The sequence below is a fragment of the Flavobacterium bizetiae genome, from assembly GCF_902804475.1.
Classification (GTDB): domain Bacteria; phylum Bacteroidota; class Bacteroidia; order Flavobacteriales; family Flavobacteriaceae; genus Flavobacterium; species Flavobacterium bizetiae.
The window spans coordinates 23,329-39,391 of sequence record NZ_CADCSU010000085.1; the positions used below are offsets into that span (position 1 = coordinate 23,329).

Below are 16,063 nucleotides of genomic sequence, written 5' to 3' on the forward strand. Positions count from 1 at the left end.
CCTTTTTCCATAACGGTTCACATTATTATAACAAATGTTAAAATAGATATTACTTATATTGCTAAATCAAATATCATTGTTAATGTGGATTATTTGTTTATAAGCGTTTTTATTAAAAATTTAAAAAGAATACTAATTTGTAAGATTTAGGTGTTGATTAGTTCTTTTAAGTGTTAAAAAAGCGTATTTATACCTGTTGTGCGCAAATTTTAATTGGTACTTTTGCAGAAAATTGGGAGTAATTATGAAAAAACAATACAAAAATAAGTGGGTAAAAGCACTTTTAGCAGTGTTTTTTGTTTTTGGATTAGGTGCTACAGTCTTTATTTTTAGCAGAGAATCAGACAAAAATGTTGCCGAAATTAAAGAGGTAACAAAAAAGGAAGAACTTAGCGAATCAGCTGAATCCCTTTCTCAAAGAAATATTTTAGATTCCTTAAATACTTTAAAAGTAGCTTATGATGTGGCCATTTTGGAGAAAACAGCCTTGTCGCAACAATTGGAGCTTGAAAAAAAGAACATCGAAAACTTGATGGAAATCATCAGAGCATCTAAAAATCCATCTTCGGAACAAATTCAAATTTATAGAAAACAGCTTTCAGATAGGAAGATAGCTTTAGAAGCTAAGGTTGTTGAAATTAAAAAACTGAAATCTCAAAATAAAAACTTACTTACTGAAATTGAAAGTCAGAATGTGGTCATGTACAAACAAAAGACTGAAAATGATACTTTGGTTTCGAAACAAAAGCGATTAGAATCAACTTTAAAAGATGCCTCGAAACTTGTTCCTGGTAATTTTACTGTGATTGCACTTCGGGAGAAAAAATCAGGAAAAGAGGAGCAAACTGAGAAAGCAAAATATACCAATAAGCTTAAGGCTAGTTTTTCTATCAACGGAAATCCTGTTGCAAAAACCGGAAAAAGAGTTTTCTATATTCAGGTTCTGGATCAAAAAAATAAAGTTTTAGGCGAAAACAAACTGATCGAATTTGGAAACAATAAAGCCTTAGTTTATAGTTTTATAGTGGCTGTTGATTTTCAGGGAAAAACAGCTAATGTTTATGGAGTATTAAATTCTGATGAAAACAAATTTCAAAAAGGAACCTATTTTGTCAACTTCTTCGACAAACAGGAAATAATGGGAAGCACATCGATTACTTTAGAATAAATTTTTTAGCCCACGGATTTTACTGATTTAACGGGTTTTTCGCTGTTTTTTATTTATACAGATAGTTAATATATCTATAAATTTAAAGCTAAAAAAACTGTGTAAATCTGCTAAATCAGTAAAACCTGTGGGCAATTTAACATCTGCGGTTAGCATAACGTAATTGTATTTCCTAGCTTTGTTTTCAATATTAGAAATGTACTCTTATGAAACTTTACCCGATAGAATCAGGAAATTTTAAATTAGATGGTGGTGCTATGTTTGGTGTTGTGCCTAAAACAATCTGGAGCAAAACCAATCCTGCAGATGACAATAATTTAATTGATATTGCTGCCCGTTGCATGTTAATTGAAGATGGAAATCGTCTGATTTTAATTGATACCGGAATGGGCGACAAACAATCGGAAAAATTCTTTGGTTATTACTCACTTTGGGGATCGCATTCGATAGATAAATCATTGGCAAAATATGGTTTTAGCCGAGATGATATTACTGATGTATTTATGACGCATTTGCATTTTGACCATTGCGGAGGAAGTGTACAATGGAATTCAGATAAAACTTTTTATGAGCCGGCTTTTAAAAACGCCAAGTTTTGGACAAACGAAAATCATTGGGAATGGGCTACAAAACCCAACGCCCGAGAAAAAGCGTCTTTTTTATCAGAGAATATTTTGCCAATGCAGGAAAGCGGACAATTGAATTTTATAAACCGTCCTGAAGCTGATTTTGGTTTTTCTGAAGAAATGAATTTCGGAATTTATTATGTCGATGGCCATACCGAAAAGCAAATGATTCCGCATATTCAATACCAGGATAAAACCATTGTTTTTTGTGCTGACTTATTAGCTACGGCTGGACATATTCCGTTACCGTATGTTATGGGTTATGATACAAGACCTTTATTGACAATGCCGGAGAAATCAAAATTTTTGAACGCAGCGGCAGATAATAATTATTATTTGTTTTTAGAGCATGATGCGCATAATCAGATTATAACGGTAGAACACACGGAGAAGGGTGTTCGATTGAAAGAAGTTTTTACGTGTGAAGATATTCTTTAGAAGATAATTTTAGACATAAAAAAATCCCATTTTCAGTATGTCGAAAATGGGATTTTTTGGTTTATATAATTTAATTATTCAATGATAATTTTCTTTGCTGAAGCAGCATCTTGATTGATTAAGTATACATAATAAATTCCTTTTGGTAAACCAGATAAATTAATTGTATTATCTGTATTGCTTGAGTTTAGTGTAAAAGATTTTACAAGTTGTCCCAAAGTATTATAAACATTAGCTTTTTCTAAAGTGACATTACTAATGGTTAGTTCTCCTTTTGTTGGATTAGGATACATTGCTATTTTTTCAAAAACAGAATCTTCGATGCCTAAATTTTTACAAGTGTTAGCATAATTCGTGTTTGTTTCTTTAATTTTTGACCAGTTAGTATTTGAATAATTTGCATCGTCAACTTGTATGCAGCTTAATGTTTTGTTGCCTAAAAAGCTTGTGTATATGGTTGCATCGGCATTTTTTCCGGTTTGAGAAGGTAGTATGAAATTTTTGTTATTGCCATTTTGAACATTCAAAGTCGTTAATGGATTAAATTCTAAGAAAACCAGTTCTAAAAGGGGATTGTGTGATAAATCTAATGAAGTTAGTTTGTTCCAACCTAGGTTTATTCTTTTTAGTAATGGGTTGTTACTTAAATCTAAGGTGGTTAATTGAGCATTATTGAAATATAAGTTTTCTAGTTTTGTATTAGAACTAACATCTAATTTTGAAATCTTGGTATTGGTGCAGTTTAAATCTGATAAGTTGGGCTGGTTAGAGACATCTAATACTGTTAGATCGGCATTACCACAGTAAAGAGATCTTAGTTGAGTATTTAAAGAAATGTCCAGATCTTTTAGCAGATTTCTATCACAGATTAAATTTTGAAGGCCTTTATTTTGTGATAAATCTATTGTTGAAATCTGATTTTTACTGAAAGTTAAACTAAATAATTCAGTATTTGCAGAAACATTTAGACTTGATAGTGTGTTATCATGTAAATCTAAACCTCTTAATACTTTGTTATGTTCTACATTTATATTTTTTATTGTATTGTATTTGCAATCTAAATAAAGTAAAGCTTGAAAATCTTCAATTCCGGTAAGATCACTGATGTTAGAACTTTGTAAGTTTAAAGAAGTAATCTGACTAATACTAGCAGTTTTAACTTTACCATTTTTTCCATCTTTGTCAATTTCTAAGGCAATTAATTTGTCTTCAAAATTAGAGTCTGGAATTAAGGTATATTTAATACAGTCTACATTGTAGTTTGCTGTGGCATCTTTTAGAGTTGTCCAATTTGTCTCAGAATAATTTGCGTCATCAACCTGAATACAAGTTAAGTTGGGGTTATTAGTAAAGTTAGAAGTAAGAGTCAGATTATTGTTATTTCCGTTTTTTAAATCTAAACCTATTAATATATTATTACTACAATTTATAACCTTTAAAGTTTTGTTTTGAGAAAGATCTAAAGTTGATAAAAGATTTCCGGAACAATTTAAATTGCTTAAACTTGTAAAACCTTTAATTCCGGTCAAGTCTCTTATATTGCTTACAGAAACGTCTAATGAGGCAATTGTTGAAATACTGGTATTTAAAACAGATCCGTTTTTACCATCAGTATCAATATTCATTGCAATTAATTTGTCTTCAAAGGCTGGATCAGGTATTGTTGTAACTTGCGAACAATCAACAGTAGAATAAGATGCAGACGGATCTTTAAAGTTTTCCCATTTTTTATTAGAAAAAAGCGCATCATCAACTAAAATACAAGTAAGTTCCGGGTTCTTTGAAAAATCAATGTTATATAAATTTAATGGTATATTACTATTGTTTCCATTTCTTAAATTTATACTTTTAAGAGGTTTGTTTTCAGAACATAATATACTGTGTAAGGACGTGTTTGTAGAAAGATCTAAGCTTGTTAATTGGTTTGAAGCGCACCAAAATGCTGATAGTTTCTTATTATTTGAAACATCAATATTTGTTAATTTGTTTGATTGACAAGATAAAAGATTTAGGTTGACATTTTGAGAAAGATCAAGACTAGTTATTTCATTATAAGAGAAAGATAAATATTCTAAAGCAATGTTTTTTGAGGTGTTTAAAGTTGTTAATTTATTATAACCAGCATTTAGATTCGTTAAAGCTAAGTTTTTAGAGATGTCAAGAGTAGTTAATTTATTAGACATTATACTTAAATTTGTCAAAGACTGAAAGTCTTCAATTCCTTTTAAATCAGTAATGTTACTGTTGTAAAGATCTAAACTTGTTATTGTAGAGATTTTAGAGGTCATTACTTTTCCATCGGGAGTTCCGGAATCAATTCCCAAAGCAATTAATTTATTTTCAAAATTAGGATCAGGAATTAACGTGTAAGGAGTACAATCGATATTGTAATTCGCTGTAAAGTCTTTTTTTGCAGACCAATTTGTTTTTGAATAGTTAACATCATCTACTTCAATACAGGTTAGACTTGGGTTGTTGATGAAGTTAGTATAATAGAGTTTAAAATTGATATTATTTCCATTCTTTACATTCAAATACGTTAACTGATTGTCGTTACAAGCAAATTCAGTAATTTTTGAGTTTTTAGAAATGTCAATGCTTGTAATTTGATTTTCATAACAATCAAATATATTTAACTCAGGATTTTTTGATACGTTTATAGTAGTAAGTTTATTTCCAACACACACGAACTCTGTAAGTAATATATTTTTAGAAATATCTAAACTAGTAATCTTATTATAATGACAGCCAAAAGAAGTTAAAAGAATATTGTTTGATGTGTTTAGGCTGGTTATATTATTATTTGCACAGTTTAGTTTCTTTAATGCAGTATTATTGTTAATGTTCAAATTGATTATTTGATTTTTCTGGCAATCAAGAAATTTCAATAAAACATTTGAGGTAATGTCTAATGTCGTTAGTTGATTTTCTGAAACTTCCAACTCTGTTAGCTTTTTGTTTTGACTAACATTTATGCTTTTTAATTTGTTTTGAGAGCATTTTAAAATCTCTAATGATGTAAAATCTTCAATTCCTGTTAAATCAGTAATTGAGGAATTATCAAGATTTAATGTTGTTAGCGATGAAATGTTTGAAGTTAATACTTTCCCATCGGCAATACCGGTATCAATTCCTGCAGTAATAAGTTTATTTTCAAAATTCACATCAGGTATTAATGTGTATTGCGCAACTGGCTCATTAGGATTAACAACAGAAACATCATCGACTAAAACATTAAAAGTTTCATCATCAAAACTGAAAACGGAGATTGACAATTCATATGAAAGATCCATATCCGGAGTAAAACTGATTTCTTTTTCAGTCCAATTATTATCTGACGCAAAAAAGCTTTTTGATACCGTAGTTCCGCTTCCGTTTTGAAATATTTTTAAAGCAATTGGGTGTAATCCGCTATAATTACTACTAGCATATTTGTATTTAAACTTTATGGTATAAGTTATGTCGGCTTTTAATTGAATCTGAGTAGTAACTTTTGGAGCCAAAGTTTTATCTGTTAAAGATAATTTTGCACTGTATTGTCCTTCGCTTTTATCTGTACTAGATGAAACTGAATTTGCAATTGTCCAGTTTTGAGGTGAACCACTAACCCAATTTTCAAATCCTCCATTTGGGACTAAATTAGTTTGTGCATAAAGAGAAAAATTTGCCAATAATAGCAAGAAGAGTAGTTTTGTTTTCATAGACAATTGATTATGTGATACAAGTATACGGTTTGTGATCGACATTTTTTTACGGAAAGACGTAATGTGTTTAATTGACTTTTTGAAATTAAAATAAGAGACATAAAAAAATCCCATTTTCAGTATATCGAAAATGGGATTTTTTAGTTAACAAATTATAATTATTAAAATTTTAGTTGGTTTTAAATTTCCAGACCTGTCCAACTGTTTCTCCTCCTTTATTATCCTTTACGACAATTTTCCAGAAGTATTGAGTTGCAGGATCAAGTGTAAGATCAAAAGAAGTTGCGGTTGTATTCTCGCTTACTTTTGCTGTAGGCGGGTTCGTTTTTCCAAAATAAATATCATAAGTTAGTACATCTGTTGCATCAACATCTGTTGCTTTCCATTTTAAAGTAGCAGTTGATGTATTTAATACAGAATTAATAGTAGGTTGTACTAGTTCAGGAGAAAATGGCAAATGATTCAACACAGCTTCACCAGTTGTATAAAGCTTATAAGTAGGCGAATAAGCGCTAGATAAACCTTTACTGTCTGTAGCTTTTACTCTCCAGTAATACGCTGTGTTTTTATCTAAACTTATCGAAGAATTGTCGCCAGTAACTTCATTTGTTTTTATAATTTGAGTAAACGTATTGTCTTTTGCTACCTGAATTTGATATGTTATAAGGTCTTTATTGGCATCTGTAGAAAGTTTCCATTGAAACGAAACAGTATTGTCTACACATAATTTATTATCTGCCGGAAGGACCAATGCAGGTACTGTTGGTGCTACATTTGCTTCAGGAGTTGGCTCTGAATCATCTCCGCCGCCACCGCCGCAAGCTGTGAATAAAAAACCAATGATGGATAAGTATATTAAATTCTTCATTTTTATTTTTTTATAATTTTAATGTATTCCGGAGTATCTAAATAAATTTTGGCAGCATAAATTCCTGAAGGTTGGTTTTCAAGATTTAATTGTGCTTTTCCATTTTCGATAGGATAAGTTTTAGCCGAAATTAATTGACCGGAGAAATTGTATAGTTCTATTTTTACTTCGTTTTTAGCACTTGGAATTTCAATTTCAAAACTTCCTCTTGTTGGATTAGGATAAGCAGATAAAATTTGATAATCAGAATCAAAATCTGAAACAGCAACCTTTTTAGCAAAAACACCTTCGCAAGCTTTTGCAGTCGCGACTTCTACTAATGCGTTTTTAATAACATCTAAAGAAAAACTAGCATCATTGGTTTGAAATTGCTCTGTTCCGTCAACAAAAACAGTAAATGGTGCAGTTCCTGATGTAATTTCAACGTCAACGGTTTTGCTCGTAACACTAGATTTTCCTGTTATAGTCGCGCCTTTTGCAATAGTAACAGTAAAGTTTTGCTCGAAAATCATCTCAGGAATGGTAATCGTGATTTTGTAAACACCCGGAGTTAAGCTCGTTACTTTTAAGTTGTTGTTATTAAAAGTGTAAGTTTTGTCATTTATCGTTGCAGTATAAGCAAATGAGTTTTTTGCAGCAATACTTATTTCTCCATTATTTTCACCAAGACAAGATTCGCCTTTAGTTTCAACAGTGAAATTATTTGCAGGTAAAGTAATTTCTCCTGTACATTCTGTGTTAAAAGTTGCAAAATCATCTTTTCTATTTAACCAATTGGTATTAGCATAAGTGACATTATCAACAAGAATGCAATATAGTTTTGGATTTGTATAAAGAGAAATATAACCGTTTGTTAAAAATGTGTTTTTACCATTTTTTAAATTAAGGTTTGTTAACTGGTTATTATTTACAGTTAAAAAATTTAAAGCTGGATTTTGAGATACATCAAATGTTTTTAAAATATTTTGAGATACTTTTATAACTTGTAAAAGGGGATTTTGTGAAACATCCAAACTTGATATTTGGTTAGATGCTATATCTAATACAGTTAAATATTTATTGTTTGAAATGTTTAGACTTTCCATTTTGTTACTAACTGCGTATAAAGAAGCTAGTACTGAGTTTTTCGAAACATCAATAGTTGGTATCTTATTATAATTAATGTTTAGTGAAGTTAAATTTGTGTTCTTAGAAATGTTTAAATCTGTAAATTCATTATTTGTAATAATCAAACTGCCTAATTTAATGTTTTTAGAAACGTCAATATTTGTTAGGCGATTAAGAGAGGAATCTAAATTTGTTAGATTGGTATTTTTAGAAATATCTATACTTGCTAATTGATTAACAGAAATATCTAAATTTGTCAATTCAGTATTTTTAGAAATGTCTAAAGTTGATAATTGATTATTTCTAAGAGATAAATTTTTTAAAGAGATAAAATCCTGAATCCCGGTTAAATTTTTAATTTCTGAATTGTCTAAATTTATTTTTACGATAGCATTAATATTTGCTGTAGCTACTTTACCATCTTTTTCACCTGAATCGATTCCAAGAGCAATTAATTTGTCTTCAAATTTAGGATCTGGAATTGCTGTTGAATATTCACAATTTGAACTATAATTAGCACTACTATCTTTATAAGATGCCCATTTTGCATTAGCATTTGTTTCATTATCTACCTGGATACATCTTAAATCTGGATTATTTGTAAAGTTTTTAATACCTGAAATATCAGAAGCAGTATTGTTGCCGTTTTTTAAATTTAACGAAATCAATTTGTTGTTAGGACAATAAGTCGTGATTAAACTTAAGTTTTTTGATAAATCAAGATTCGTAAGTAAATTATCACTGCAATAAACAGTTACAAGTCTAAGATTATTGGTAACATTTAATCTCGTTAATTGGTTTTTTGAAACATTTAAATTCGCCAATTTTTGATTTTCAGAAACATTTATTTTTGTTAAATTATTTGAATCGGCGGCTAATGATTCTAAATTTATAAAAGATTCAATACCAGTTAAATCAGTAATTTGAGCATTTGAAACATCTAAAGAAGTCAGGTCTACGATATTTTTAGTGAGTACTTTACCATCTTTTTCGCCAGAATCAATTCCTAGAGCAATTAGTTTATCTTCAAATTTAGGATCCGGAATGAGTGTTGAATAAGCACAATCTGTACTGAAATTTGAAGTTTCATCTTTTTTAGTATTCCAATTAGAATTAGCATAACTAACATCATCAACTTGTATACAATCTAAGCCAGGATTAGATTTGAATTCAACAGTAGTTGCTTTGGTGTTATTTCCATTTTTAAAATTTATGCTTTTTAATCTATTACTGTTAGCACTTACTTGTGTCAAAGCTGTATTTTTAGAAAGATCTAAATCGGTCAAAATGTTCCCGTAACAACGAAAAATCGTAATCTTCGGATTTGAGCTCAAATCAAGTTTGGATAATTGATTAGAACTACAATCTAAAGAGGTAAGTAAAGGATTGTTGTAAAGATTTAAAGTGGTGATTTTACCAGATCCTCCATTCGTTTGATAATAACTTCCAGAACAATTAAGGTTCTGTAAGTTTTTATTATTAGTCAGATTCAAGGAAGATATTGGGTTTTGGGCGCAATTTAAAAATTCTAAAGCTGTATTTTTAGAAACATCAATATCAGTTATAGCGTTGCGTTCAAAGTCAAGAGCCTTTAATGCCAAATTGTTTGTTACATTAAGACTTGTCACAGAAACATCAGTACAATATAAATAAGCTAATGCAGGATTTTCGGAGGTATTAATTTTAGTTATTGGATTATTATTACAATTAAGCGTTGTTAAGTTTTTGTTTGCTGAAAAATTTATCTCCGTAAGTTTATTATTGTTTAAGTATAATACCCCTAATGACAGATTTTTTGAAACATCTAAATTAGTTAATTGATTGTAGGAACAATTTAATTCCGTTAACATTAGGTTTTTCGAAACATCTAGTTTTGTTAATTTTCCATTTGAAACATTAAAAGAGCCAGTGCCTTTACAAGATAATTTTTTTAAATTTTTAAAGTCTTGTATACCGGTTAAGTCTGTAATATCATCGGTAGAAACATCTAGTGATGTTATAAATTCAATGCTTTCTGTTTTAACTTTTCCGTTTTTCCCATCCTTATCAATATTAAGCGCAATTAGTTTGTCTTCAAATTTAGAATCTGGAATTAAGGTATAAAGATTACAATCTAAGTTAAAATTTGTTGTAGCATCTTTAGTAGTATTCCAAGTATCAGCAACAGCAACATCGGCAACCTGAATACAGCTTAATGTAGGGTTGTTTAAAGTGTTTAAGGTTGTTAAAGCGCTATTTTTAGAAAGGTCTACTTTTTTTAATAAATTTCCAGAAGCAATTAAAGTTGTTAGAGCTTTAAATCCTTGGATTCCTTCTAAATTAATAATAGAGCTATTTGAAATGTCTAATGAAGTTATTGCAGCAATACTTGAGTTTAATACCAATCCATTTTTGGAGTCAGTATCAATTCCCATAGCAATTAATTTGTCTTCAAATGCAGGATCTGAAATTTGTGTAATAGTTGCACAATCATAAGAAGAGAAGTAAGCTTCACGGTCTTTTTGATCTGTCCAGTTTTTATTTGCGTAGGCAACATCATCAACTGTAATACAAGAAAGTTCTGGATTTTCGGTAAGAATTATAGAATATCCTTTGATTGTAGAATTGTTACCATTTTTCAGATTTAAACTCTTTAATTGATTTGTAGCACATCCGAAATTTGATAATTTAGTATTCTTAGATAGATCAAGAGACGTCAACTTATTTACGTTACAAATAACGTTGGTTAATTTAATGTTTTTAGAAACGTCAAGAGTTGTTAACTGATTTGAATAAACAGATAAATTATACAAATTTAAATTTGTAGAAATATCAAGAGAGGTTAATTGATTATTAGAACCACTTAATACAGATAAATCAATGTTTTTAGAAACATCAAGAAATTTTAATTGATTGTTCGAGCAGTTTAACGAATTCAACTTAATGTTTTTAGAAACATCAAGAGAAGCTATTTGATTTAAATTACAATTTAATGCAAGTAAATTGATATTTTTTGTAACATCAAGAGCGTTCAATTTAAGACGACTTACTTCTAAGTAGTTTAGACCAATGTTTTGAGATACATCAATTAATGTTATGCCTGGGTTATCGACACATCTTAAATTAGTTAAAGCTGTGTTTTGAGACAGATCAATAGCAGATATTAATGTAGTTGTAAATTCTAAATTTTCTAAAGCAATATTTTTTGTAACATCAATATCCTTAATTTGATTGTAGTTAAAAGTCAAAGAGGTCAATTTTACGTTATTAGTAAGATCGATCATTGGGATTTTATTAGCGCTGAAATTTAAAGAAGTTAGAGCAGTATTTTTAGAGACATCGAGACTGGTTAATTGATTGGAAGAAACATCTAAGGTTTTTAAGTTTAAATTTTTAGAAACATCCAGGTTTGTTAGTTTTCCATTGCCTCCATTTGCACCAGAAATCCCAGTACCTTTGCAAATTAGGGATTCTAATGATTCAAAATCTTGGATACCTGTTAGATTAGAAATAACTAATGGGTTTAATTGTAATGTTTTAACAGACTTTATATTCAACGTAGGTACTTTTCCGTCTATTGCTCCGGAATCTAGGCCCTGATCAATTAGACTTTTTTCAAACTCAACATCAGGAATCAAAGTATATTGTACTGGCACATCAGCAACATCTACAACAGACACGTTATCAATCAAAATTTCAGAATTAAGAGAACCGTTTGTCCAGATATCGACTTCGATATTTTCCGCAACTTTCGATGTATATTCAAACTCAATCTTTCTCCATTCTGTAGTAGAAAAAGTAACATCAGATTTCTTGATTATTTCTTCTTTAAACGTGCTCGGTTTGTGGTATAAACTTAAATCTATAGAAGAAAATGTTCCCTTTACAGCTCTGTGATACAAGGTTACACGATACGTTTTGTTTGCTTGTACAGCAAAATATTCACTATTAATATAATTAAAAGTTCCGGTGGCAACCATCATGTTTACACTCGATTTACCGTTTTGGGCAGTTGTACTCTGAGAGACATATCCGCTAAAAAAACGAATCCAATTGTCAGGTTGAGAAGAGGAGGACCAGGTTTCGAAATTACCATTAGGTACCAAATTGGTCTGAGCGGTAACGGTTAAAGAAAGTAATAGTAAAAATAAGAGTAGTTTTGTTTTCATAGATTTAATTTATGATTAGCATGCGCAAGTGTACAAATTACCTACGTGATTTTATTACGGGAACACGTAACCAGTCTAATTTTTTTCAATCAGTTTTTGATAAGAATGAATCAGGTAAGAATTTTACTTTCAAACTAAAGAATTACTTGTTTGTGTGCCTTTTATATGGTTTTAAGGTTGCCTGAACGTTAAAATAAAAATCATAACACAGTGTTAATCGTTAGTTTTATGTAACAAAAAATCATAATTTAGGCCCATATTTTAACTTTTATTAAAAATAGATACATGAGTCCTATAAAAATAAATACTTTATCAACTTTTGCATTACTTGTACTTGCAGGTTGCAGCGCTACTTTGCAAGCGCAGACTTCTTCTACTAAAGAAATGATTACCGCTCCTTTGGCAGTGGTTAAAAAAGCACCTGTTAGCGAAAACGAATTAAAAAGATGGAGTCATCTTGATCTGGTTAAAGATTCGATTCCGGGAATGAGTGTTGATAGGGCTTACGCCGAATTATTGCAAGGAAAAAAAGGAGTAAAAGTAATTGTAGGTATTGTAGATTCTGGAGTAGATATCGAGCATCCTGATTTACAGGGAATGATCTGGACCAATCCTAAAGAAATTCCGGGTAACGGAATCGATGATGATAAAAACGGATTTATTGATGATGTTCACGGATGGAACTTTCTTGGAGATGCCGTTCATGAAAATCTTGAAATGACACGTATTGTCAAAAAAGGAGATGATGGTTCTGCCGAATATAAAAATGCATTGGCACAATACGAAGAAAAGTCTAAAAAAGTTTTAGAAGACAAACAACAAGTAGACTTTTTAATAGATGTGCATAATACTATAAAAAAAGAGTTAAATAAAACAGACTATAAATTAGAAGATCTGAGCAAAATTACTTCAACTGACCCAAAAGTAGCGAGAAGTAAAATGATAATGACTCAAATTTTGACAAATGCAGGACCAACTTTTAATCCTGAATCAGAATTAGAAGATTACAGAGAGTCAGTTTACGATCAGTTCAATTACAATCTGAACAAAGAATATGACGGAAGAAAAATCGTAGGTGATAATCCTGAAGATATAAAAGACAATCACTACGGGAATAACGTAGTTTTTGGACCAGATAAAGAAAAAGCATTACACGGAACTCACGTTGCCGGAATTATTGCACAAATTCGTGGTAATGATTTAGGAGGAGACGGTGTATCAAACAATGTTGAGATACTAACCGTTAGAGCAGTTCCTGACGGAGATGAGTACGATAAAGATATCGCTTTGGCTATTCGTTATGCGGTTGATAACGGAGCAAAAGTAATCAACGGAAGTTTCGGAAAAAGTTTTTCTCCGCACAAAAAGTGGGTGTATGATGCGATAAAATATGCTGCTAAAAAAGATGTTTTAATTGTACATGCTGCAGGAAACGACGGATACAATATCGATAAAAAAGAAAACATTAATTACCCAAATGATTCTGAAGATAACGTAAAAGAGTTTGCAAATAATGTGATTACAATTGGTGCAATTAATAAATCATATGGAGAAACAGTAGTGGCTCCGTTCTCGAATTTCGGAAAAATAAATGTTGACGTTTTTGCTCCGGGTGAAGAGATTTATGCAACCGTTCCCAATAATAAATACAAGTATTTGCAAGGAACTTCTATGGCGTCTCCAAATGCAGCAGGAGTTGCAGCATTAATTCGTTCGTACTATCCAAAATTAAAAGCAGCTCAGGTAAAACAAATTTTAATGGATTCCGGAGTAGCGCTTCCTTCAATGGTAATTTTAGGTGAAAATCCAAATCCGGATGAAAAACCGGTAGCAGTTTCTTCTGCAGAATCATCAAGAACCGGTAAAATGGTAAATGCTTATAATGCTTTATTGATGGCAGAAAAAATGTCAAAAAAATAAAACAAAAACAAAAATAGTAACCAAATGGAAGAGTGGCAACTCTTCCATTTTTATTGAAAAAACGATGCGAAAAATTATACTACTTTCCTTTTTGAGTTTAGGTTTAAACTCGGCATTTGCACAAAATGCTCCATATTGGCAACAACACGCCGATTATAAAATGGAGGTTTCTATGGATGTAAAAAACTACCAGTACAAAGGAAAACAAGAATTGGTGTATACCAATAATTCTCCTGATACTTTAAAAAAGGTATTTTACCATTTATTTCCAAATGCATTTCAACCGGGAAGTGAAATGGACGGACGTTTGCATTCTATAAAAGATCCTGACGGAAGAATGGTAACCAAAATAAAAGGTGCCGATGGAAAGGAAACAAAACAAAGCCGAATTGAAACCTTAAAACCAAACGAAATTGGTTTTTTAAAAATCACCAATTTAAAACAAGATGGTGTAACCGCTCAAACCAGAGTTTCAGGAACAATTCTTGAAGTTACTTTGGCTAAGCCAATTTTACCTAATTCGAAAACAACTTTTACCTTAGATTTTGACGGACAAGTTCCGGTACAAATTCGTCGTTCAGGACGTAATAATTCTGAAGGAGTAGAACTTTCTATGGCACAATGGTACCCAAAATTAGCCGAATTTGATTTTGAAGGCTGGCACGCAGATCCTTATATCGCAAGAGAATTTCACGGTGTTTGGGGTAATTTTGATGTAAAAATTACGATCGATAAAGACTACACTATTGGAGGTTCTGGATATTTACAGGATAAAAATTCAATTGGTCACGGTTACGAAGATGCTGGTGTAACAGTTGTTTATCCAAAGAAAACGAAAACGCTAACCTGGCATTTTATCGCGCCAAATGTGCACGATTTTACATGGGCAGCAGACAAAGAATACACGCATGATATTGTAAAAGGACCAAACGATGTAGATTTGCATTTCTTTTACAAAAACAATCCAAAAACTACTGAAAATTGGAAACAATTAGAGCCTTTAATGGTAAAAGTAATGGATTATTACAATCAAAGAGTAGGAGCATATCCGTACAAACAATACTCCTTTATTCAGGGAGGAGATGGCGGAATGGAGTATGCAATGTGTACTTTGATGTTAGGAAACGGAACACTTCAGGGGATTCTGGGAACTGCAACACACGAATTAGGACATTCATGGTTTCAGCACATTTTGGCTTCAAACGAGTCAAAACACCCATGGATGGATGAAGGTTTTACCACTTATATCGAAGACAGCGCTTTGAATGAATTAAAAGGAGATAAAAAAGAAGTAAATCCTTTTAAAGGAAATTATGCTGCTTATTATCAATTAGTAAATTCTGGAAAAGAGCAGCCACAAGGAACTCACGGAGATCGTTACGACGAAAACAGACCTTACAGTATTTCGGCTTATATAAAAGGAAGCATCTTTTTATCTCAATTAGAATACGTAATTGGTAAAGAAAATGTTGATGCCACTTTAAAAAGATATTTCAACGATTTCAAATTCAAGCATCCAACGCCAAATGATATCAAAAGAACAGCAGAAAGAGTTTCCGGAGCTGAGTTAGACTGGTATTTAATCGATTGGACAGAAACAACAAACACAATTGATTACGGAATTAAGGATGTAGCAGATAATGCAGGAAAAACAACCGTAAGCTTAGAAAGGATTGGAAGAATGCCAATGCCAATAGACTTAACAGTCGAATATACAGATGGAACTTCTGAAAATTTCTACATACCGTTAAGAATGATGAATTTCATTAAACCAAATCCAAATCCGAACGCAAAAAGAACAGTTTTGGAGGATTGGGCTTGGGGACAATCAAACTACAGTTTTACCATAGATAAAAACAAAACAGCGATCAAAAAAATCACTATAGATCCAAGTGGATTAATGGCCGATGTAAAAGCTGCAAATAATGTATATGAAGTGAAGTAATCTTCATTTTATAAAAGTAAAAAAAGTCCCGTTTAAATTAATGAGGGCACTGAAAAACACCTCTTATTTTGATTGGGATTGGTTTTTAGAGAATTAAAAAAACGCTTGTAACAGGATTTTTTAACCCGTTGCAAGCGTT

Annotated in this window: 7 protein-coding genes; 4 read left to right on the forward strand and 3 right to left on the reverse strand. The window is 31.1% G+C overall.

The genetic code is table 11. The features are described from left to right. Positions 1-244 precede the first annotated feature (244 nt). Entirely contained in the window at positions 245-1,168 is a 924-nt protein-coding gene (locus FLACOL7796_RS10460; protein WP_173970737.1) for a hypothetical protein, read from the forward strand. A gap of 206 nt (positions 1,169-1,374) precedes the next feature. Then, positions 1,375-2,232 (forward strand): MBL fold metallo-hydrolase, encoded by an 858-nt coding sequence (locus FLACOL7796_RS10465; protein ID WP_173970738.1) that lies wholly within the window; start codon positions 1,375-1,377, stop codon positions 2,230-2,232. Between the two features lie 74 nt (positions 2,233-2,306). Here the strand turns inward: FLACOL7796_RS10465 and FLACOL7796_RS10470 are convergent, their stop codons facing one another. The 3 genes from FLACOL7796_RS10470 to FLACOL7796_RS10480 all read right to left on the reverse strand — a co-directional run bounded on the left by FLACOL7796_RS10470 (position 2,307) and on the right by FLACOL7796_RS10480 (position 12,059). Next, the gene (locus FLACOL7796_RS10470; RefSeq protein ID WP_173970739.1) at positions 2,307-5,933 is read right to left on the reverse strand and encodes a T9SS type A sorting domain-containing protein; all 3,627 of its coding nucleotides are present in this window, start codon (positions 5,931-5,933) and stop codon (positions 2,307-2,309) included. Between the two features lie 172 nt (positions 5,934-6,105). Continuing rightward, positions 6,106-6,804, reverse strand: a complete 699-nt coding sequence (locus tag FLACOL7796_RS10475) for a fibronectin type III domain-containing protein (protein WP_173970740.1) — start codon at positions 6,802-6,804, stop codon at positions 6,106-6,108. Positions 6,805-6,806: 2 nt separating this feature from the next. Further along, positions 6,807-12,059 carry a T9SS type A sorting domain-containing protein gene (locus tag FLACOL7796_RS10480; protein WP_173970741.1) on the reverse strand — a complete coding sequence of 1,751 codons (5,253 nt, stop codon included), beginning with the start codon at positions 12,057-12,059 and terminating at the stop codon, positions 6,807-6,809. A 285-nt stretch (positions 12,060-12,344) separates the two neighbouring features. Between FLACOL7796_RS10480 and FLACOL7796_RS10485 the strand changes: the two genes are divergently transcribed. After that, entirely contained in the window at positions 12,345-13,979 is a 1,635-nt protein-coding gene (locus FLACOL7796_RS10485) for a S8 family peptidase (protein WP_173970742.1), read from the forward strand. Between the two features lie 64 nt (positions 13,980-14,043). Next, complete coding sequence (locus FLACOL7796_RS10490; RefSeq protein ID WP_173970743.1) at positions 14,044-15,924, forward strand: M1 family metallopeptidase; 1,881 nt, start codon at positions 14,044-14,046, stop codon at positions 15,922-15,924. Positions 15,925-16,063: the final 139 nt, after the last annotated feature.